A 24,736-nucleotide genomic window follows, 5' to 3' on the forward strand; every position below is an offset into this window, starting at 1 on the left:
CTAATAATTAACTATCAATTACAAATTAAATTGCTTCTACTAAAAGTAGATATGTCCGCATTTCTCACAAGCGGTGCGATCAGAACTTCGACCGTTTATACTATTGCAAAACAGATGGCTTACGACAAACAAACAAAGGAGCACTAACAGGTCCATCATCACCAAAATCTCTGGAACTATATTTATTAATTTCTATGAATCCAGCATTAGCTAAAGCAGATTTAATCTCTGATATCAAATAATCTTTTACTAGCATAGTACTATCTGAACGTTGCCAAACTTCATTTATCAATTCAAGGGAGGTAAACTTGACTTCCCTAATCTTTTCCTCGTGGTTGTGGTTGTAGTATCTTTCAATAAGAATAGATGTATCACCTTCAATAATTCTATTGAAATATTCAAAATTATATCTATTCTCAAATATTGTTGTGAGCCATGCTTCTTCTACTGTTGGAGTGGTAAATGCAAAAATACCATTACAACGCATCGCCGTATACACTTTTTGGAATACAGTTGTCAATTCTTCAAGGTTTAGGATATGACAGAAAACATCGATTGAAATAACCGCATCATAAATTGGTTGCAAATCTAATTTACGTATATCACCAAGGATAAATTTACTTTCAGGTACATTCGTTCGAGCTATACGCAAAAGTTTCAAACAGAGCATTATCACGCATCGCCCCCATAACGTTTTGGAAGACAGTTGTCAATTCCTCAAGATTCAGAAAAAAGCTGAAAACGTTTTTTGAATAAACCGCATCATAGATGGGAGGCGACTGAAATTTACGTATATCACTAAGGATAAATTTACTTTCAGGTGAATTTATTCGGGCAAAACGTAACAATTCCTCACAAACATCAAGTCCAGTAGTTTGATAACCTCTTATTTGAAGCTGTTGGAGTACCTGTCCGTTAGAACAACCAATATCGAGAATATGTGCTCCTTTGGGGAGATGTTTTAGCATTAATTGCTCTAAAACTGGCATTACAAGTTCTTCCGTATAGAAAGGGATTAGATTATATACCGACGCAATAGGAGAGTGATTTGCATCATTGTTAACTAAAGACATACGTTTGTTTGTTATTTTTCAAAGTAAGGTTTAAAATTGAACAATTCAAGAATTCTCTACAAGATTAGCTAAAAAAGTTTCTGCATCTTCTTCAGATAATTCCTCAATTTTTTCCAACAAAAGTTGCTCAACTATTTCTGCCTGCTTAATTGGTATCATCGCATCCAATAACAGGTCGCGTAGTGGTAAGTCTACAGGAAATTTAGCTCGCAATCGAGACATTAATTGAGTTGCAATTAGGGAGTCTCCCCCTAACTCATAGAAGTTGTCGTAAATACCGATTTCTGTAATCCCAAGTACCTCTTGCCATATCTCTGTAATTTGTTTTTCCAACTCATTTTTGGGAGCAACATAGGAATTACTTAGGCTTGGTCGAGAGTAGCGTGATGATGAATCTAATTGATTATTAGATTTTGAATCTACCAAAGAGTCCAGACTATTTGTATGATTTTTCCTTGCGTTAATGTCTACTGTAGAAAGAATACTTTGAGTTGGTTCCCTAAAAGAAAACACACGTTTAAATACTTCTACTGCTTCTACTGAGGTGATAGCTAATTCTGCTCCAGAAAATCGTTCCGGTGGTGTTTCGTTCTGGCTTGCACTCAGTTGGAATTTATCCCAATTTATAACATACCACGGCAAATAATTCTTTTGATTATGTCGATTGCTAAAAGTATCGATGAATTGGTTAACTGCTGAATATAAGCCTAACCCAAATCCTCCTAAAATGGAAGACAAAGAAGAAAAAATGATACAAAAATCTATATTAAAATCCTGTAAGACTTGTTCTAATACTAGAATGTTACTACTTTGTAATTCTAATAAATTTTCAAATTCTACTCCAGTAATTTCGAGAATAGAAGCAAATAGGTTATCGCGCTGGATACCAGTTGAATAAATTACACCATTAATTTGTTCAACATTTGCAGATGCAAAAGCTTGATGCATCTGCTCGTAATTAGTGGTATCGGCACGTAATAATAAAATTTCTGCACCTAATTTCTCTAATGCTAAAACTTGCTGGATTTTGAAACTCACTTCATCATCTTGAGGATGAGTTTCAAGCCATTGTGAGAAATTATCTTGCTCTGGAAATTTAACATTTTCAATAAATATGAGTTTTGCTTGGAAAGTTTTTGTTAAATATTCTGCAAGCACGACCTCAATAGTTTCTAAACCACCGGGAAAAAAGTAAACACTTTGTTTTCTTAAAGATATTTTTTTCTCAACTATTAGCTCTGTGTTAACTGACTCAAATATTTGTACCCAACGGTGGCGATCGCGATAAGCGACTACCGTATCTAAGGATGCAGAGGTTAACTCGTTCAAAAGTTTGTCAATAATATTACTCTCACAATTTTCTTGTCTTTCTTCTAAGTTTCTGCTGTAAGTTAAAGCAATATCAATGCACTGACAGCTAATATTGGGATACTCTTGAGGAATTACATTACATAAACTTAATATTGTAGCTTTCTCTGGGTTTAGTTCTTCATTCCCGTTAACCTCTTGAATGTTGTTTGATATCACCCTAAGTTGTAGGGAAGCACTAATTTTTAGTCTACTAAGGCTCTGGGTTAAAAATAGTAGGCTTTTAAATTCTAAATATTTTACTGATAGAAGGTTATCAAGATGAGTTAAACTCCATAGATAAACAATTTTTTCGGGAATTTTATTTAAAGATATTAGTTCTTGTAATAACTTATTATAATCTTCATTTATACATGGAGCAATTGTATAGATACCCTCACTGAGTTTACTAAACTCATCTCCTTGCTTAACAATAATTATACTTTTAACCTGATTTCTTAACTTATCAATTAGTTGCTCCCCTACTCCTAAATCATCAACAAAAAATAGCCATTTTTCTTCTTGTGTTGATTTTATTTCTTCGGATGATGTATAAGTCAGTAGAGAACGCTTCCATGAGGGAACATAGAACCAGTCGGCAATATCTTGCTTTTGATCTAATGTTGTCGCTTTGATGTTTACGGAATGCGATCGCGATTTAGGCTCAATCCAATAGCGTTGTCGCTCAAAAGGATAAGTAGGTAAAGGCAAACGATGACGCTGTTCGTAAGTATAAAATCCCGACCAATCTATTTCTACACCAGAAAGCCACAACCGACCCAATGTTTGTAATAAAAAGCTAACATCAGATTGTTGCTCTTTGACATGGCGTAACGAAGTCAATACCTGTTGTTTAGCATCTTTCTCTAAATGCTGCGTCGTTAACGTGCCTAAAGTTCGCCCCGGTCCCACCTCCAGAAAAACACCTTCAAACTGCTGTATTAATTGCAATATCCCATCTGAAAACCTGACTGTTTTTCGTAGATGCTGACACCAATAATCCGGACTTGTCGCTTGTTCTTGAGTAATCCAACTACCAGTGACATTGGAAATAAAGCGTATCTTTGGTGGATTCAGCTTAACTGTTTTAATTGCCTCAGCAAATGCTGACAATATCGCTTCCATCATCACAGAATGAAACGCATGAGATGTATGCAACTGACGACATTCAACTTCTTGAGAGGATAATTGCTTTTCTAGGGCTGCAACAGCGTCGTTTGTTCCAGAGACTACGCAGGAGGATGGGCTATTAATTACTGCAACTTGTAGAGATTCTCGATATAATTCGTTTCTATTGAGCAGCAGTTGCACATCTTTTTCCGGCAGCCTAATTGCCAACATACTTCCTGGGGATACCTGTTGCATTAACTGTCCCCTTTTTGCCACAATTTTCAAAGCATCTTCTAAAGAAAATACACCTGCAATCGTTGCAGCCACATATTCGCCAATACTATGACCAATCATCACCTCTGGACGCACTCCCCAAGACATGAATAACTGAGCTAGGGCATACTCAACTGCAAATAATGCACTTTGGGTAAGGGATGTTTGTTGGAGTTGATTGGAAACAGTTTCTGTTTCTTCTGGATTGGGATAAAGTAGGGAGCGGATATCAAGACCAAGGTGGGGTTGTAAAATAGCAGCGCAACTATCTACGTGTTTTTTAAACGTCAGTTCTACTTCATACAGTTCCCGACCCATGTTTGCATATTGTGACCCTTGTCCCGAAAACATGAAGATAACTGGACAGTGACCAGGTTTGTGCTGGTGGCTAAAAATACGTTGTGGATTTTGGCTGTCGAGGGATTTGATTGCATCATCTCGGTCTTGACAAATAATGATACGGCGATAGTCAAAAGCTCGCCGACCTACTTGCAGGGTGTAAGCTACATCTGGTAAGGGAGTATCGGGGTTTTGTTCGAGATAATCGCGCAGTTGGGTAGTTGCTGTATTTAAGGCGGTGCTGGTTTTGGCTGAGAGAAGTAATAACTGCCAAGGACGGGATGGTGGAAACGCGAAATTTCGCGTCTCTACAACTGGCGCTTCTTCTAATATGATATGGGCATTAGTTCCACCAATACCGAAGGAACTCACACCTGCTCTGCGGGGTGTACCGTTGGCTTTCCACTCGGTAAGTTTAGTGTTGACGTAAAACGGACTATTAGCGAAATCTATCTGCGGATTCGGCTTTTCAAAATGCAAACTGGGAGGTATTTGTTGATGTTTTAATGCCAGAACTGTTTTGATTAATCCTGTCACACCCGCTGCTGTATCCAAATGTCCAACATTGGTTTTGACTGAACCAATCGCACAAAATCCTTTTTTATTGGTGCTAGCGCGAAAAGCTTGTGTGAGAGCCTTAATTTCAATTGGGTCTCCTAAAATCGTTCCTGTACCGTGCGTTTCTACATAACTAATAGTCTCAGGTTCGATGGAAGCTAAAGCTAAAGCCTCTAAAATAACTTTCCTTTGACCATCAACACTAGGAGCTGTATATCCAACCTTTAAAGAACCATCATTATTAACGGCTGAACCTTTAATTACTGCATGAATATAGTCACCATCACTAATAGCATCCTCTAATCTTTTCAAGACTACCACACCTAAACCATTACCACCAATTGTTCCCTGAGCTTGAGCGTCAAAAGCTCGACAATGACCATCAGGAGATTGAATTCCTCCCTGTTCATAGTAGTAACCAGCTTTTTGTTGCACTCCAACGGTTACACCACCAGCTAAAGCTATATCACTTTCACCATTCAGTAAACTTTGGCAGGCTAGATGAACCGCAACCAATGATGTAGAGCAGGCAGTTTGAACGTTAATACTTGGCCCTTTGAGGTTTAATTTATAAGATATTTGTGTTGGTAAAAAATCTTTATCATTACCAATAACAATATTGTCTTCCGATTTTATTAAATCCTGATTAGTATATAAATTGGTCAGCAAGTATGTACTAATACCAACGCCAGCAAAAAGACCTATTTGACCACTATAAGTTTCCGAGTTGTAACCAGCATTTTCTAGAGCTGACCAAACACATTCCATAAAAAGGCGGTGTTGTGGGTCTGTAATTTCAGCTTCTCTGGGAGAAAAGCCGAAAAAGGAAGCATCAAATAACTCTATATCTTCTAATACACCGCTTGCTTTCACATAATTGGGATCATTCAGCGATGCTGAATCTATCCCAGCAGATATTAATTCCTCGTCTGTGAAAAAAGAAATTGACTCTACACCATCCCGCAGGTTTTGCCAAAAGCTATCAACTTTATTTGCTCCAGGAAAACGACCTGCCATACCAATAATAGCGATTTCGTCTTTATCATTTAAACTATGAATAAAATTCTCTGCTATGTCCATCGGTCAAAACCTGTTCATCAGTATTTTTTGTCTTCAATATGCAATTGAGATTTCTGAAGCAATCTGAATCTGGTCATTTAAAACTGCATCAATATCTGCTTCAGTAGTTAAGGGATTGGCAATGACTGCACGCATGGCGATTACAGGGATTTCTTTACCCAAACTGATAGTTGTTTTTGTCGTTCGGGAGATAAAAGTGCGACCAATCTGACGCTGCATCTTCTGCAAAGTCTCATTAAAATTATTAATCAATTGATTATCTGTTTCCGATAATTTTTTGTTGGCAACTATTTCTCTAAATTGCTCTGGAATATAACGGTAAAGCAACAAATTAGTATCAGGGTCTGCTAATAATTCAAATTCAGGCATTGCCGCAACCTGAGCAGCCATGTATTGAGTTTTACGGATTCCTTCGTCAATCAAAAACTCATATCCATTCAGACCAATTAGCTTTAGACCAGCATGTAAAAATAAAGCCATACCTGGTCGAGAACCTTCTAAAGCACGTTTACCTAAATCGAATGACCCTTTACGCATGGTATAGCTAGCCTGCTTTTCAATGGAAGAAGCCAAATGAGGGTTGCGGAAAAATACCATGCCAATACCCATTGGTAAATACAATTGTTTATGTCCATCAATGGTTACTGAATCAGCTTTCTCAATCCCAGCAAGCTTATGTTGATATTTTCGAGAAAAGATGACCGGACCACCCCAAGCAGCATCCACATGAAAATGTATATTATTTTCTTGGGCAATCTCTGCAATCTCTTCTAACGGATCAACGCTACCGGAATCTGTAGTTCCAGCAATGCCAACAATGGCGATGATATGCAAGTTTTGTTGGCGACAATCTGCAACGGCTTGACGTAAAGCTTTGATATTGACTCGATTGTTAGAATCTACTGGGACTCGCATCAAATTTTTAGTGCTTATGCCCATTAAATCCGCAGCTTTATCAAAAGAGAAGTGCATCAATTCGGAACCAATTACAACTGCTCCTTTGTAACCGTAAAAATTTAAAGCTGCACTTAAACCTTCTTTTTCTATACCTAAAAACTCATTCTTTGCACCTAAAGACTTATTTCGAGCGCACCACAGAGCAGTAATATTGGCTGTTGTGCCACCAGAAACCAAAATTCCTAATGTACTTTGATTATTTTGAATATGCTGGGCATAAAAATTATCGGATAAATTATAAATTTGCCGATGCATCATTGCTAAAGCTTCGCGTTCACAGAAGCTCAGGGCTTTAGCTGTCTCTATTTTGACAGCATTTTGATTCATCGCTGTCATTAGTTTGGCTAAAGGACGCACAAAAGCAGGAAGTGCCGAGGTCATATGACCGATAAATTGTGGTGCAGATGTGTGTATTGAATGAGCAACAACATTTTCATTTAAGGATTGAAAGTAGCTTTCAAAATTAGTAGGTTGTGCAGGTATTTTGGTATCGCCAAAGTTTTTAACTATACATTCAATATCAACATTGGTATTTGCACTGTCTGCAATTAAAAAATCTTGAGAGAAATCCTCAACCATTTCATCTATTCGAGTTTCAATTGATTTACCTTGAATAGGCGCAAATATTTGTTTTACATACTCACCAATCTCAGTAGACAATACTTTTTCTGATGGAGGTAAATTCTTTTTAGATAAAATTTCTTTTTCACTTAATGTCATGTGACTTATTGAATAACTAATAATGTATTTTTCTATCGTCAGTGGAGAGTAAAGCAATGATGTTTGGATGCTCCCGTTGAGAGCAAACTTTAATTTTCTAGATTTTATTCGTCTGATTGAGACGAAACTACCCTTTCCTTAGTCACTGCTCGATGTTCTTTTCTCGCCTGTTTCCGACGCTGTGTCGAAGCTTTCCTACTTTCAGAACGATGAGAATGTTGTATAAAAGATGTTTCTTCTCTTGATTCCTGGCTAAAATATCTAGCTAAGTGACTCACGGTAGGATGTTGAAACATTTCCACGAAGAGCAAATCTTTCTGGAATATTTTTTGTAATTTACTATGAATCTGAACTAAAAGCAGCGAATGACCACCCAATTCAAAGAAATTATCATAGATTCCCACATTATCAACATGAAGTACTTCTTGCCAAATATCAGCAATAGTTTTTTCTATCTCTGTTTGGGGTGGCTGATAAACTAATTCCAATTCTGGACGTACTGTATCAGGCATAGGCAGCGCTTTGCGGTCAACCTTACCATTAGGTGTTAATGGTAGCGCCTCCAACGTCACAAAAGCTGCTGGCACCATGTAGCTTGGCAACTTCGACTCTAAAAAGCCGCGTAATTCAGGAATTGCCAGTGTTTGCTCTGTTTGAGGAACTATATAGGCAACTATTCGTTGAGAATCTGCTGATTCTTCGCTAACTACAACCACAGTTTCTCGCACTGCTGGGTATTGGCTGATGATTGCCTCAATTTCTCCTAATTCAATCCGCAAACCACGTATTTTTACTTGGTTATCAATCCTACCAATATACTCTATCTCCCCATTTGCTAAATAACGAGCTAAATCTCCTGTTCTATAAAGACGTGTTGGTTCATCACTAAAAGGATTAGGAATAAATTTCTCTGCCGTCAACTCAGGACGGTTTAAGTAACCTCTACCTACTCCCACACCGCCAATATAAACTTCACCTGTTACACCCACAACAACAGGGTTGAGATACTTATCAAGTAAATATATTTGGATATTTGCTATTGGTTGACCGATGAGAACTGTGTTTTGATTGGTAACACTATCTTTTTCACACTGCCAAAAAGTCACATCCACAGCAGCTTCTGTTGGACCATAGAGATTATGCAGTTGGGCATTCAGTCGATTAAAGAAGCGTTGCTGTAGTTGGACTGGTAACGCTTCACCACTGGCTATTACTCGCACTAAAGACTGACATTTTTCTAATCCTTCTGCTTCCAGGAATGCTTGCAGCATTGATGGGACAAAATGTAAGGTTGTAATTTGCTGCTTTAGAATTAAATTAACTATGTAGCTGGGATCTCTATGACCTTCTGGTTGAGCTACTACTAACTGCGCACCCGTCATCAACGTCCAGAAAAATTCCCACACAGATACGTCAAAACTGAAGGGTGTCTTATGCAACACACAATCTGCTGCGGTTAATTGGTAGGCATCTTGCATCCACAGTAAGCGATTGCAGATTCCCTGATGGGTGTTCATTGCACCTTTCGGTTTTCCTGTGGAACCTGAAGTGTAAATGACGTAAGCAAGGTTATCAACTGTGATGTTACACCCAGGATTTTCTCTGTTTTCATCAGCGATTAATTGCCAGTCGCTATCGATACAAATTACTTGAGCTTGATTTGTGGGTAAATTTTCTACTAAGTGCTGTTGTGTTAACAATACACTTGGTCGAGAGTCTTCTAACATATAAGCCAAGCGTTCTTTGGGATAGCTAGAGTCTAGGGGTACATAAGCACCACCTGCTTTGAGGATGGCTAATAGTCCAATGACTATAGAAAGCGATCGCTCTACATAAATCCCCACCAGTACCTCTGGTTTGACTCCTAGTTGTTGCAAATAATTTGCTAGTTGATTTGCTCTAGTATTTAGCTCACGATAGGTTAATTGCTCCGATTCAAATACTACAGCTAGTGCATCAGGTGTTCGTTCTACTTGTGCTTCAAATAATTCATGGATGCATTGTTGTTGGGGATACTCAACTTGAGTATCATTCCACTCTACAAGCAACTGATGTTTCTCTGATTCCCTCAACAGTGGTAACTCCGACAAACGCTGCTGTGGGTTTGCAACAATACCTTCAAGCAACGTCTGTAGATGCTCCACCATCCTGTGGATAGAAGTTTCTTCAAATAAATCAGTACTGTATTCTAAACTTCCAACTAACCCGGACTCGGTTTCTATGATATGTAAGTTTAAATCAAAGTTGGCAGTATCACTATTAGTTTCTAAAGGACTCAAAGTTAAATCAGGCAACTCTAACGCAGACATCGGTGCATTCTGAAGTACAAACATCACTTGAAACAGTGGTGTATGACTTAAGTCTCGCTCTGGTTGCAGTTGTTCAACTAACAACTCAAACGGCAAATCCTGATGTGCAAACCCACACAATGCTACTTCCCGCAAGCGTTTTAATAGCTCTTCAAAGCTGGGATTTCCTGCCAAGTTAGTTCTCAAAACCAGGATATTGACAAAAAATCCAATTAGCCCTTCTATTTCCGCCCGGTTTCGGTTAGCGATGGGTGAACCAACTACAATATCTTCTTGCCCTGTATAACGCCATAGCAGTGTTTGAAAAGCTGCCAACAGCGTCATAAATAAAGTACTTCCCTGCTGCTGGCTTAATTTGTTTAAGGATGCAGATAATTCTTTTGATAACTTAAATGAGTAAGTCGCACCCCGGAAAGTCTGAATGGCTGGTCTGGGATGGTCTGTAGGTAACTCTAAGACTTTTGGTGCATTTTCTAACTGCTTGAGCCAATAAGATAGTTGAGTTTCGAGTACTTTTCCTTGCAGCCATTGTCGTTGCCAAGTTGCGAAGTCTACATACTGTATTGGCAGTTCCGGCAATGGTGAGGATTGTCCAGAAAAGAAGGCTGGATAAAGTGTTGCTATTTCTTGCACCAGTACGTCTGTTGACCATCCGTCGGAGACGATGTGGTGCATTGTTAGTAATACAATATGTTCTTGTTCACTAAGACATAATAGTTTGACTCTCAATAAGAGGTCGCTTTTTAGATCAAAAGGTTTTTGTGCTTCTTGAAAAGCCAGTTGTTTGACTTCGGCTTCTTGTCGATTTGCAGGTAAGGAACTAATATTAAATATTGATAATTTTAGGGGCTTTTCTTCAGAGATGACAGCTACTGCTTGGCCTTCTATTATTTGGAAATTGGTTCGTAACGCTTCATGGCGATTGATAATTTCGTTGAAAGTTTGTTGTAATGCTTCTACATTTAATTGTCCTTGTAGACGAACAGCAGCAGGAATATTATAGAATGGACTGTCTGGTTCTAATTGAGCTAGGAACCACAGTCTTTGTTGAGCAAATGATAACGGTAAATTTTCCTGGCGTTTTACTGGGCAAATAGGCTGCTTATCAGCGACTAAATCTACACTATTATTGCGTAAAAAAGCGACGATATCTTGTTTGCGTTCAGCTATTTCTTCTTTGATAACTGCTGTTAACACATCTTTTGGAGCATTACAGCGTAGGCGATTTTCTTCAACCCAGAGCTTGACATCCAGACTGCAAAGGTAAGACAAAAACTCTTCAATAGTTTTCATAATTCTATCTCCTCGCGGTCATTGTCTACCGCATCTGTAGAAATAAGCTGTAGTTGTTTTACTGTAAGCATCTTTTCGATATGTTCTACCAATTGAGCCACTGTCGGTGCTTCAAACAAACTGCGTAAGGGTAACTCTACCTTAAATGCTTCACGCAATTTGGAAATAGCTTGGGTTGCAAGTAAAGAATGTCCACCCAAATCAAAGAAGTTATCGTGAATACCTACTTGTTTAATTTTTAAAACCTGAGTCCAAATATCAGCCACCAAGGTCTCTTTATGTGTACGAGGTGGAACAAAGCTTACGTCCACTTCGCTTGTAGATTTCTGTGGCACAGGTAAAGCTTGACGATCTACTTTACCACTCGGTGCTAAAGGCAAGGCTTCTAATACCACAAAGGACGACGGTATCATGTAATTGGGTAATTTATCCTGTAGTAAGCAGCGTAAATCACTCACCAACTGATTTTGGCTGCTCCAAGTAATCTTCAAATCGGAAGTTTTATTGGAATCAGCTTTGTTCAGAAGCACTTGATCTTCTGAAATCAAAATGGCATAAATATTATAGAGATTAGTACTTTTCAGCAATGACTCCTGCTCAACAGTTATGCTATATCTATGACTCTTGAGCAACGTTGTAACTTGTTCTAGTTGACCATTAATATCCTCAATCTCCATCACAATTTGCCTAATCTTTTGCCAGTCATTATCTTGGATACCAGCAAGTACATCCAGTTCGCTTCTTTCTGCATCTATCTTTAGTAAATCAATCTGCTCAACATCATTCTCACGAATTACATCAGAAATCGTTGTCAACTGACAAGTAAAACTATTACCAGTCAAACGTTCTGCCAACAGATCATCAAGAATCTTCTCATTTAACTTTAGTGTTTGATCCTCAGTTGCCTGTTGTCGATTTATCTCGAATGATTTGACTATCTCTCGATCTTCAATACTGTCTGCAAAGCGTCCTGACATCATCGAAAGGTAGGGATAAAAGGTAAATGTCTCACTCTTGTTATCTCTACCAATGCCAGATTTGAACAGCTTTACATTTAAGTTATAGAGAGATGAATTGAGTTGCAACACTTCAAAAATAGGTGGGATAGGCTCAAAAGCATAAATAACAGCATTTTTACATCTTTGACCCACGAAGAGCGTAAAAAAGCCGATGTTAGCCCCTACATCAAATATGCAATCTCCTTCGCTCAGAGTAATTCCATGTCTCAAATAAGTTTGCTCTTCAAATATTTCTTTGTATTGAAAGTCCGTTTCGTTTTTATTAAGATGGAAAATTGTCATCCCATTCGGCAAATCATAGCGTTGCTGATTAGTAAGTTTCCGCTCCCTTTCTAAATGTAGAAGTTGCTGAATTACTGGTGCATACTGGGAATCAGGAACAAGATAAGCCACTAAGTACTTATCGCCAGATTCACCCTCTCTAACCATTACTGCTGCGTCCTTAATTCCAGGATGCTGCTCTAATGTAGCTTCAATTTCTCCAAGTTCAATCCGGAAACCACGAATCTTCACTTGATGATCAATACGTCCAAGGAATTCAATATTTCCATCGGTCAGCCACCTTCCTAAATCTCCAGTTTTATAAATTAAATCTCTGCGATTTTCTGGTAACTTCTTGCTTGTATGTGTAAACGGATTAGGAACAAAGCTTATATTGGTTTTTTCTTCATTCTTCCAGTAGCCATTACCTACACCAATTCCCGATACGCAAATCTCTCCTGGAGCACCAATAGGTAATAATTTCATTTCCTCATCCAGAATATAGAGATTTAAGTTTGCTAATGCTTTACCAATTGGAACTGTGCGTTGATTTTCGCCAAAAGGCTTATCAACAATAAACTGAGTGATATCATCAGCAGCTTCGGTAGGGCCGTAAGCGTTAACAATTTTGATTTCGGGATAAATCTCAAGCCACTTATTCACCCAACTCACTGATACTGGTTCGCCCACAACCATCATCCATTTCAAATCAGGCAATTCTCTTTCGTCAATTGGTAGCTGTGAAGTATATTCAAGTAAGCCCCGAAATAATGCTGGTACTAGTTCAACAACTGTAATTTTTTCTGATTTTATTACTTGAAATAGTTGTTTAGGAATGGCAACAGTTTCAATATCTACTATTACTGTCTTTCCACCAATTAAAAGTGGTGCTAAGAATTGCCAGACAGAAATATCTGTGGAAGAAGGAGCGCTTTGGAGAAAACAAAATTCTTCTGTTAAATGCAACTCATCGAATTGGGCATATATGTGATTGACTGCACCATCATGTCTGACAATTGCCCCCTTTGGTAGTCCTGTGGAACCGGAGGTGTAGAGCATATAAGCTGGGTCAACAGCATCATTTATTTGCTCTAGATTATCTTTGGGAAGATGACTGAAATCCAGTTTATCGTGTATTGTTAGTTCTTTCTGGTTATGGGCAAGACGTATATTTTCAGTAACAACCTCATCTAAACAGATAACAGATTTCAAATGAGGACAGTTATGTATTAAATCTGTGAGAATATTTAATAACGAAAAATCAGTTAATAGAAACCTCACTTCGCTATTAGATAACATATATTTAATTCTATTGGACGGATAAGTGCTATCAATTGGTATGTAAGCTCCGCCTGCCTTATATATAGCAAGAATAGCAATCAGAAAATTAATATCGCGGTCTTTAAATACGCCAACAAATTCGCCTTTTATCAGTCCTACTTTACGCAACATTACAGCTAACCGGTTAGCTTTTTCATTTAGCTCTTGATAAGTTAACTTACTTTTTTTATAAACTACAGCTATATTATTAGGACTTTTACTTACTTGCTCTTGAAATAATTTATTTATTGTTTGTGTAATTGGATATTCTTGAATATTATTATGTTGTTCAAGTAATTGATGCTTATCAGATTCATTTAACAAAACAAGATCTGATATTTTAATATCAATATTACTGACAATACTTTTAACTACATTTATGTAGTAATGACTCATTAATTTAATAGTATCGTCATTAAAAATGAGTTCATTATACTCTATAGAGCCACTAATAACGTCATTTTCTACAAGAAAAGAAATGGTAATATCGTTATTAAGTTTTGCTAACTCGGTTTTACTGTGAATATTTTCTAATAATACCACTATATCAAAAATGGGACAGCGATTCTCACTTTGAGGCAGATTTAATAACTCAACCAACTCATTAAAATAATAGTCCTGATGACTATAGGCTTGAATTACATTATCTGTTAATTGAAGGAGAAAATTTTTAAATGTAATTCCATTATTTATCTGAGTGCGTAAAGGAATAATTTTGTCATTATTTAAATAATCTAGATTTATCCCATCTATTTTTTTATAGACTGGTATTCCAACAATTAAGTCATTATTACTAGTATACTTTTGCAGTAGTATTTTGAGTAACGATAAAAGTACCAAGTAGACCAAAAAGTAAGACCCTTTAGTTAATTTTATTATTACTTGAGATAAATTATTAGGTAACTCAAAACTATGGCTTTTATTTTTCCCATTATACTGTGGAGGTCTAACATAATCTGGTATGAGATTTGTTTCTGGTAACTCTCCGGAGAGTTTGTTTAACCAGTAGATTTTTTGAGACAATAACTCTTGAGGTTCTAATGTTGTAGTCATGTTTTTACCTAATTTCGGTTTGTTAGTCTAGTAAAAAAATAATTATTTACAGGTATGTGGCACGGATAAAATTTGCTGTTTACATATTATGCTTTGCTTGGTATTACATACTAACGACAATTGTAATTTCCAGTTAATTAAAAATCAAAACTCAGTTGGTATATTATGAAAATACAATTATCTTAGTTTGTTTAAAATCTGCTTTACAGACACTCATTAAAAGCTGCTTCCATAATTGAACAACCTTTTTTTAAGGTAGACATTTCAATAGTTAGAGGAGGTAATAATTTAATTACAGTATCATTTCTCCCGGCTCTTTCAACTATTAATCCCTTTTCAAAACAACGCATTGTGATATTTTTAGTTAAACTGTTACTACCACAATTTGCCAAATCTATACCCCAAATCATGCCTATCCCACGTATAGCTATACTTTCTTTTATTGGTAATATTTTTTGATATAGAAAGTTTTGCAAAAAAAGCTCTTTGACTTTAACATCCTGTTCCAAATTGCTACTTTCTCTATACTCTAAAGCAGCTGTAGCTCCTACAAATGCTAATTGATTACCTCTAAAAGTGCCATTATGCTCACCAGGTTCCCAAATATCTAATTCTGGCTTAATTAATAATACCGACATAGGGAACCCATATCCACTAATTGATTTAGAGAGTATCACTATATCGGGAACAATACCCGCTCTTTCAAAAGAAAAGAAAGAACCTGTTCTACCACAACCAACTTGAATATCATCGCAGATTAATAAAATATCATTCTCATCACACAACTTTCTTAGTCTTTGCATCCACTCAATTGAGGCAACAACAACTCCACCCTCAGCTTGTACTGTTTCAAAAATTATCGCAGATGGTTTTTCAATCCCGGAATTAACGTCGTTTAAAACTGACTCTATGTATTTTATTGTGTCAAAACTTTCCATAAATCCATAAGGATAAGGCATAAATGTTACATTATTTAATGTTCCAATTGCCCCTGCTCGAATTTCGGTATTACCAGTAATTGATAAACTACCTAAAGTCATTCCATGATAAGCTCCCATAAAGGAGAATATACCTGGCCTTTTTTTGACTTTTCTAGCTAATTTTAAAGCTGCTTCGACGGCATTTGTTCCAGTCGGGCCACAGAACTGGATGCGATAATCTAAATTTTTTGTACTTAGTATGACTTCATTAAACTTAGCTATAAACTTCTCTTTAGCAGAAGTATACATATCTAAGCCATGTGCTATTCCATCGGCATCTAAATATGATATGACCTTTTGTTTTATATAGTCATGATTATGTCCATAATTTAAAGCACCTGCACCTGCAAAAAAATCTATGTATTCTTCACCTGATTCAGCATAAATTATGGAACCCTTAGCCCGATGGAATATGTCAGGGAAACTACGGCAATAGCTTCTGACGTTTGATTCATACTTTTCAAAAATATTCATACAACTTCTCTTTGTTTACGACTGTTATTCACTCTGATATATTTATTTTTGGAAAAAATTATTTTTTACAATTAAGAAACATAATTTAAATACGATTTATAAAATTTGAATATTACTTGAGGGGGTATTTTAAATACTAATCCCATAGCAAGTAACAAGTTATAGTATGAGTTTTGGATGGGCATACCTTTGAAACTAGCTGATAGAGCATTCAAAGAGCTTTTTCTTGTGTGCCAATCAATATTAAAAGAAATCGACATATCTAAGCTTCTAACATGATGCAATGTCCCAGATGGCATATATAAAATCTCACCAGGATTAACGATAAACTTAATTGGACTGGCATTTTTATATTCAGGATATTTATTGAAGTCTGGATTTTCTGGATTCACAAGAAACCATCGCCAGCCTCTGCGATAACAATATTTGGCATCTTCAGGTAGTAGTATGGTAAATTGTTTGCGTCCAACAATTTGAAAGAAAATATTGTTAGTGAGTAGACAATCAAAATGTAGTGGAGTAATACTATTAGAACAACCCAAGAAAAACTGACAATAACGCCACCACTTATCCCAGTACCATTCTGGTAAATAATCTAAAGGGAATGGTTGAGCATCTTCTATTAATGAAGGAATTAAGCTAAATAAAGGTAGGTCGTGACAATATGGGGGTGAGGAATTATTTAGACAGTCAGCTTCATAATTTTCTATTAATCTTATATACTTTTCCATTGTTAGCCTACATACTTCAATCCCTCCATCACTAAATCTTTTAGCGTAAATATTCAGAGATGGTGATAATTGTTTGAAGTATTTTAATGACCATTGACTAAAGCCATTCCAGCTAGGAATAACTCCAGAAATTATGACAGGTTTTCCTTGACCAACATAATTTTTTGTAAATTCATGACTTGAAAGCTTGTATCTTCTTTCAATTTCATCTAATACTATCATGATTTGGATACTCCTAGAACTGATACTTCATTCTCTAAAATTGATGTGATTAATCGCTGTTTTTCTGTAGAAAACAATAAATCTTTTATCTGTATGTTAGGGTCAGCGATAAACTGATGCAAAAGCATTTCAATATCTCTGAGTATCCCGATGATAGTACTAACATCAAACCTTCTAGAATCATAGGAAAATGCTATTGATAATTCTTCCTCAGGATATATAACTAAAGCAAGAGGATAGTTACCTTTATAATATAATTTACCTAGCGTAAATCCTAAAAACTCTTCCCAATAATCGTGTGTAAATTTTACATCTGGCAACTGTTCAATAACTACATGACTATCAAATAAATCTATGTCTCTTGGTATTTCGCTCCAATTATGAATTTCTGTTAATGGAGTATATTCATACTTACGTGTCTCAGCTAGCTGAATCTGTAAATTTTGCATCCATGATAGCCAAGACTGGTTAGTTTCTACTTTCACACAAATTGGTAGTGTATTTACAAATACACCAGCTATTGATTCCGAACAATACAAATCTGTAGGACGGCCAGTGACGGTGCAACCATACATTACATCGCTTAACCTGCTATAGCGGCTAAGGAGGATAGCCCAGATACCATTAATTATTGTTGCTAAAGTGAGACGATATTTTTTTACCAAGGATTCTATCGTCCGTGTTTTTTCTGATGATATTTTGATTATTTCCTCATCGTATCTTTCTTCCTGAGAAGACGATTTATCAATCCTTTCTATATAAGTAAGGGGAGTTGGTCTTTTTACACCTTGTAATGTTTGCCGCCAAAAAATTTCGGTTTTAGCTATGTCCTGCTCCTGTAACCAATTAATGTAATCCCTATAAGGACGGGTAGGAGCTAAAGATATTTCTTTATTTTGAACAAGTGCTTCATAAATTTGCGCAAACTCATCCATTAGTAATGCACCAGTCCAACCATCTATGATTATAAAGTTATATGTCCAAATAAGCTGGTAGAAGTCATCAGTAAGGCGAATTAAAGATAGACGCATTAAGCATGGCCGTGATATGTCAAAGTTCAATTCACGATCGCTCTTAATAAAATTTTCCAATTTATTTTCTTGTTCGATTCTGTCTAGATTGCGCCAGTCATATTGATTTATCGATACTTTTACTTGTTTGTATACAACTTGTAGTGGGTTATCAATCTCCTCCCAGTAAAATCCAGTGCGTAAAATAGTGTGTCGATCTACTAAAAACTGCCAAGATTTTTCAAAAATATCTGTATCAAGATTACGGACAGTATAGAGATGTTGAAAAAAGTATAGCTGCGATTCATTTTCCGCATACAAACAGTGGAATAAAATACCTTTTTCCAAAGGCGTAAGTTCATATATGTCTTCAATATTTTCCGTTTTCATTTGTTTATTTTCTCAATCTTTTGGCTAATTTTTGTTATAAACTTATCCAATTTTTGCTTGTTTAAGTTAGCTTTTGGAAAGTCAGAGGGGGTATACATTACTGTTTCAACCGATTTACAGTGAATAATGAGAGAACGTATTGCTTCGATAAAATCATCGGACAAAGTTTCAATTGTTTCTCGGCGGTGAATAGACTTACTGTATCCCCAATGCAGTTGCAATTGTTCTTGAACGAAAATTGCATTAAGTTCTATTAAATAAATTCGGTTTTTAGGCTGACTGTAGTTGATGCCTTGAGAATTTTTGGGTAGAGCAAATAAAGACGAATCTGAAATCACTTGCTCATAGTGACCTAAGTAATTAAAACTCACTTCACTCTCAGGAAAAGCTCGCAGTTTTGATTGTATCTCTTGTTCGCAACCCAAGTACTGTAGTACACCGTAACCAATCCCATTATTAGAAATACCATGTAAATATTCTTTTATTGCTACTAATGAATCTCCCACTTCAGAGAATTCTGTTATATCTAAAATAGCTGGAAAACAAGTGCTTAATAAACCAACAGTACGGGACAGATTTACATCTTTGAATATTTTCTCTCTACTATTATCCCTGATATCAACCCGCAGTTTTCGTTCTCCCGTCCATTTTGCAAAAGCTTGCACCAAAGCTGTTAGTAAGACATTATTAATTTGAGTATTATAGGCTTTGTGTATCTCGTCTAATAAAGCTTTTGTGTCTTGTTTGCTTAGACAAACTGATACGGTATCCCAATTAGCTACTGTATTATCAGCTGTTGAATAGTCAACGGGTAAGCAGCTAAATGGTTTTTGCATCTCTTGGAGCCAATAATCCTGCTCTCGGATCATTTCTGAAGATTGAGCATACTTTTGGAGAGATTGTACCCACTGTATATATGAGATAGTATTAATTGGCAGATGTATTGTCTCGCCTTGACTAATTTGCTGATAAGCTGTTTGCAAGTCTTCTAGCAAAATTCGCCAAGAGATACTATCAACTGCAAGTTGATGAATGATAATTAGCAAGTAGCTAGTTTGTTGTGCCGCTAGGTCAAAGAATGCGAACCTTACAAGATGTCCCTCAAATAGGTTCAAACTCGCCTCTAATTCCGCAGCTTGTGACTCTATCGCGATTTTTTGCTCAATTTCTGACAGTGCCGATAAACCTACTCGTTTTATTTCAATAGCATCATTGGAACTAGCATAAATTTGTTGCCAACCAGATTCTTTTTGGACAAAACGCAAGCGAAATACATCATGATGTTCAATCAAATGCTGTAAAGCCTGCTCTAACAAATCGGGATTGCACACCTGCTGTATTTCCAGTAGTAAAGATTGGTTGCAATGATGTATATTTAGCTGATTCTGTTTAAGGAACCAATGTTGAATTGGTGTAAGGGGTAACTCTTTTGTTCCTAAACCCTGCTCCAGTTGATTAGTGTGGGTAATACATAAATTTGCTGCTAATTCATCAATTGTTTGATGTTTAAAAAGCTGCTCGGATCTGAACTTCAAATTTGCTTGGTTAGCTTTGGCAGCAATTTGAATCGCATTTACGGAATGTCCTCCCAATTCAAAAAAGTTATCGTGGATACCTATTTGTTCGATACCTAAGATTTCTTGCCAAATATCAGCCAGCAATTGCTCGATTTCTTTTTCAGGAGCAACGTAATCATTAGCTAAATTAGGACGAGCATATTTTGCTTTGGAGGTATTGACTGAAGATAAATTTTTCTCTAGAAGAGCTAATTGCTGTTCCAAATAATTGTTAGAAGTACTCTTCTGAATTAAAGCTTGCAGATATTGTGTCGATACAACAACTTGGGATAGGCTACAGGGCAAAACACGATTAAAAGCATCAACACCTTCTTGAGGCAATATTCCTTTTTTTAGAGTTTCTTCACGACTCTGTTGAATTTCGCTTGGTATTACAGTCTTAACTGTCATCCCTATTTCTTGCCAACCATCCCAATTTATCGATACTGTGAATTGAGAAGATATAGAATTTTTATAGTGAGCATAAGCATCTAGAAAGGCATTGGCTGCACAATAATCTACCTGCCCAGTATCACCTAATATAGAGGTTATGGATGAAAAAAGCACAAAGAAATCCAGATATATACTCTTTAAAACCTCGTCCAATACTAATGTGCCTTTAACTTTTGGTGCTAATACATTGCTTGCCATATCCTGGGTTTTGAGTTGGATAATACCACTACCAGCAATACCAGCCGCATGAAGTACACCATTAATTTGACCAAACTTTTGTAATGCTTGAGCAATTACTGCTTGCATTTCTTGAAAATTAGTCACATCGGCACTTTTGACCTCAACTTCTGCCCCTAATTCTTCAAGCGATCGCACTTTCTGTATCTTATTACTAACAGGATCTTGGCTATCATGATTTACTAACCATTGTTCCCACTCGGAGCGTTCAGGTAGTCCCCCTCGTCCAATTAGTATTAACTTAGCTTTTACTGTCTTTGCTAGATGTTGTGCCAATAGCAAACCAATGTCACCCAGTCCCCCAGTAATTAAGTAAACTCCACTTTCCCTTAACTTAGTTTTGCCTGCAATAGAGTCATCTAAGGGTATAGCTTCAAAGCTTTGAGCCCAACGATGAGATCCACGGTAAGCAATGATCTCATTAGTCTGCTGTAATGTTAATTCAGTTATAAGGTTATCTATGAGTTTCTCTGATAAATGGGTTTGAGCAGAATCTATTACTATATCAACACTACTGCAATTGATGTTTGGATACTCTTGGGGAATTACCTTGCATGGTCCTAAGACTGTAGCCTTCTCTGGACATAAATTTTCATCTCCAGTGACATCATGTAGATTGGTGGTTACGACCATTAGCTTCAAAGAATTGGTAATATCTTGTCTTCCTATTGCTTGTGCTAGAAATAGAAGACTCCAGAAACCCAAATTTTGGGTTTCTTCAAAAAACTGATGCGATGATTCTGTTTGTTCTATCACCTTATAGGAGGGTAAGGTAACGCTCCAAAAGTGAGCGATCGCATTTGGGTTTAAATCCAATCTGCTAAGTTCTGCTAGCAATGTATCATAATCATTACTGGTTTGAGGATTAATTGCGTAAGCGCGATCGCCTAACTTGTTAAAACGCTCTCCAATTACTACGGTTATGACATTATGACCCTGTGATTCCAACTGCTCTACAACTTGCGAACCAACTCCAAGAGTATCAACAAAGACTAAACAACATAGTTTTTGTGATGATTTCGATGGTAAGTGGGGAGAACGCTTCCAGGAAGGAATATAAAACCAGTCGGCAATATTCGGTTTTTTGTGTAATGCCTGTTGTGCTTGCATAGCCAAGTTAGCTTCAGGATTGACATCAATCCAGTAACGCTGACGCTCAAAAGGATATGTTGGTAAAGGGATGCGGACGCGTTGTTCATTGGCATAAAAACCAGACCAATCTACTTCTACCCCTGCCAGCCAAAGGCGACCCAATGTATTCATTAAAAAGGCAATATCTGACTGCTGCTCGTAGGAATGGCGCAGGGTGGGGAGCATCACCAATTTAGCTCTCTCCTCACCTTCTAGACATTGGGATGCGAAACTAATTAATGCTTGACCAGGGCCAACCTCTAATAAAATCGGATTGTCTTTTTGCCATAACTGTTGCACTCCCTGAGCAAAGCGTACTGCTTGACAGAGATGCTTTACCCAATAACTGGGATCTGTTGCTTGCTCTGCTGTAATCCATGTTCCTGTGACGTTAGAAATATAGGGAATTTTCGGGGGTTTCAGGCTAAATGTTTTGACTAAATCGCCAAATGCAGGTGCGATCGCCTCCATCATCACAGAATGGAAAGCGTGAGATGTCTGCAAACGCTTACCAATTAAATTTTTCTCGCCCAGTTGTCGTTCCCATTCTTCCACCGCATCCTTAGCACCTGCAATCACACACAATGATGACCCGTTGATTGCAGACAAGGAAATATTTTCATTCAGGAGGGGCTGTATCTCTTCTTCTGAGAGGGGAACTGCCAGCATCGCCCCTTCTGGCAACTCGTCGATCATTTGGGATCTTCTAGCTACTAAGGTTAAAGCATCTTCTAGAGACAAAACCTCGGCTAGAGTTGCTGCTACATATTCGCCGATGCTGTAGCCAATCATCGCCACAGGACGAATCCCCCACGATATCCACAATTGAGCTAGAGCATATTCAACAACAAATATAGCTGGTTGGGTGAGAACAGTTTGATTTAGTAGAGATGTTGACTGCAATGTCTCTGCATCTGCCTGTTCCTGACCACGACCTAACATTTTTCGCAAATCTAATCCACTTGAAGGGGTATCTTGTTTTTGCTTGCGATTGTCGCTATTTCTATTGGGATACAAGACATCTCGTAAATCCAGACCAAGGAAGGGTTTGAGGATTTCGCAACATTGGTCAACACAACCACTGAATGTTGGCTCATTTTGGTAAAGCTCAAGAGCCATATCAAGATAGTGAGTTCCCAGTCCAGAAAACATAAAGGCAATAGGGCGTTGCTGAGTTTTCTGAGTACTTGTAATAACTCGCCTTGGGTCTTGGAGTGCATTTACAGCATCTTGCACATCTCGACAGACAACCGTGCGCCGGTAGTCGAAAGCCCTGCGCCCAACCTGCAATGTGTAAGCCGCATTGGCAAGGTTTAAATTGGGATGTTCTTGGAAATAGTCAACTAAATTTGCTGTTGCCGCTTCCAGTGCGGAACTGGTTTTGGCAGATAGCATTAATAATTGCCAAGGGCGAGAGGGGGGAGAAGTTTCCACAACCGGGGCTTCTTCGATAATTATATGGACATTTGTTCCCCCTAATCCCAGCGAATTCACTCCCGCACGTCGGGGAGTACCATTACTTTTCCACTCGGTAAGTTGGGTATTAACATAGAAAGGGCTGTTAGCAAAGTCTATCTCTGGGTTAGGTGTTTCAAAGTGCAAACTTGGAGGTATTTGTTTGTGCTTCAGGGCTAGGACGGTTTTGATTAATCCCGTTACCCCAGCCGCAGCGTTCAAATGCCCAATGTTGGTTTTAACCGAACCAATGGAGCAGAAGCCTTTCTTTTGAGTACTTAAGCGGAAAGCTTGTGTTAAAGCAGCAATTTCAATTGGATCTCCTAAAGCTGTTCCGGTTCCATGAGCCTCAATATAAGTAATAGTCTCAGGTTCTACTTCGGCTACTAATTGGGCTGTTCTAATTGCTTTTGCTTGGGTGTCGATGCGGGGTGATGCATAGCTAACCTTTAATGAACCATCATTATTAGTAGCTGAACCTTTGATTACAGCATGAATTGTATCGCGATGTGAGAGAGCATCTTCTAATCGCTTTAATACTACAATGCCGACACCTTCGCCATCAACATAACCCTGTGCATTAGCATCAAATGCACGGCAGTGTCCATCAGGAGACAGTGTTCCCCCTTCATTATATATATATCCAGCTTTTCTTACTGCATCAACGTAAACACCACCAGCTAGAGCCATATCACATTCACCATTTAACAAGCTTTGACAAGCTAAATGGACAGCAACTAAGGATGTTGAACAAGCTGTTTGAACTGTATAACTAGGTCCAGTCAGATTAAGTTTATAAGAAGTACGTGTAGAAAGGAAATCTTTATCACAAGCTATAGCTAGTTGTTCTCCATCTACTGATATAGACTTTAGATTTGAATAAACGTTGAGCGGGTAGGAATATGAGCTAGCTCCTGCGAAAACACCTATTAAAGATTCCTCTATTCCAGATTTATATCCCGCATTCTCTAATGCTTCCCATGCACACTCCAAAAAAATGCGGTGCTGAGGGTCAGTGATTTCTGCTTCTCTGGGATTAAATCCAAAAAAAGAAGCATCAAATAATTCGCCATCTACTACACCACGTGCCTTAATATAATTTGGGGAACTTAGAAGCTCTCTATCTATTCCTGCTTTTAACAGTTCTTCATCGCTGAAAAAAGAGATTGATTCTACGCAGTTTTGAAGATTATTCCAGAATTCATCAGTATTTTTGGCTCCAGGAAATCTTCCTGCTAATCCAATAATTGCTATTTCTGAACCATTAGTAGAAGTTGACGCTGTTGGAATACTCATTGTCTTAATTATTCCTGGAATGTTATCAATACAATTATTTATTCAAACTTGTTGACTGAGCATATGCAACTTGAGGTAAATTGCAGATG

10 protein-coding genes are annotated in these 24,736 nt (G+C 37.5%); all 10 read right to left on the bottom strand.

All coding sequences use genetic code 11. The features are described 5' to 3' along the window. Window positions 1-100: 100 nt before the first annotated feature. Window positions 101-652: a methyltransferase domain-containing protein gene (locus tag LC586_RS20840; protein ID WP_229486610.1), complete on the bottom strand. Its 552-nt coding sequence runs from the start codon at window positions 650-652 to the stop codon at window positions 101-103. Continuing rightward, window positions 624-1,073 (bottom strand): class I SAM-dependent methyltransferase, encoded by a 450-nt coding sequence (locus LC586_RS20845; RefSeq protein ID WP_229486611.1) that lies wholly within the window; start codon window positions 1,071-1,073, stop codon window positions 624-626. The genes LC586_RS20840 and LC586_RS20845 overlap by 29 nt, the downstream gene beginning before the upstream one ends. A gap of 45 nt (window positions 1,074-1,118) precedes the next feature. Then, window positions 1,119-5,780 carry a type I polyketide synthase gene (locus LC586_RS20850; protein ID WP_229486612.1) on the bottom strand — a complete coding sequence of 1,554 codons (4,662 nt, stop codon included), beginning with the start codon at window positions 5,778-5,780 and terminating at the stop codon, window positions 1,119-1,121. 33 nt (window positions 5,781-5,813) lie between these two features. Then, window positions 5,814-7,457, bottom strand: coding sequence for a pyridoxal-dependent aspartate 1-decarboxylase PanP (gene panP / locus LC586_RS20855; protein WP_229486613.1), 1,644 nt, complete (start codon window positions 7,455-7,457; stop codon window positions 5,814-5,816). 104 nt (window positions 7,458-7,561) lie between these two features. Further along, the gene (locus tag LC586_RS20860) at window positions 7,562-11,059 is read right to left on the bottom strand and encodes a non-ribosomal peptide synthetase (RefSeq protein ID WP_229486614.1); all 3,498 of its coding nucleotides are present in this window, start codon (window positions 11,057-11,059) and stop codon (window positions 7,562-7,564) included. Further along, entirely contained in the window at window positions 11,056-14,712 is a 3,657-nt protein-coding gene (locus LC586_RS20865; RefSeq protein WP_229486615.1) for a non-ribosomal peptide synthetase, read from the bottom strand. Before LC586_RS20865 ends, LC586_RS20860 begins: the two co-directional genes overlap by 4 nt. Window positions 14,713-14,915: 203 nt before the next feature. After that, a complete protein-coding gene (ectB, locus tag LC586_RS20870; protein ID WP_229486616.1) occupies window positions 14,916-16,166 on the bottom strand; it encodes a diaminobutyrate--2-oxoglutarate transaminase in 1,251 nt (416 codons plus the stop codon). A gap of 71 nt (window positions 16,167-16,237) precedes the next feature. Then, the gene (locus LC586_RS20875; RefSeq protein WP_229486617.1) at window positions 16,238-17,119 is read right to left on the bottom strand and encodes a cupin-like domain-containing protein; all 882 of its coding nucleotides are present in this window, start codon (window positions 17,117-17,119) and stop codon (window positions 16,238-16,240) included. Continuing rightward, entirely contained in the window at window positions 17,116-18,519 is a 1,404-nt protein-coding gene (locus LC586_RS20880; protein WP_229486618.1) for a condensation domain-containing protein, read from the bottom strand. The genes LC586_RS20875 and LC586_RS20880 overlap by 4 nt, the downstream gene beginning before the upstream one ends. Beyond that, window positions 18,516-24,647, bottom strand: a complete 6,132-nt coding sequence (locus tag LC586_RS20885) for a type I polyketide synthase (protein WP_229486619.1) — start codon at window positions 24,645-24,647, stop codon at window positions 18,516-18,518. Before LC586_RS20885 ends, LC586_RS20880 begins: the two co-directional genes overlap by 4 nt. Window positions 24,648-24,736: the final 89 nt, after the last annotated feature.

Source organism: Nostoc favosum CHAB5714, assembly GCF_020829495.1.
In the GTDB taxonomy this organism is placed as follows: Bacteria; Cyanobacteriota; Cyanobacteriia; order Cyanobacteriales; family Nostocaceae; genus Nostoc; species Nostoc favosum.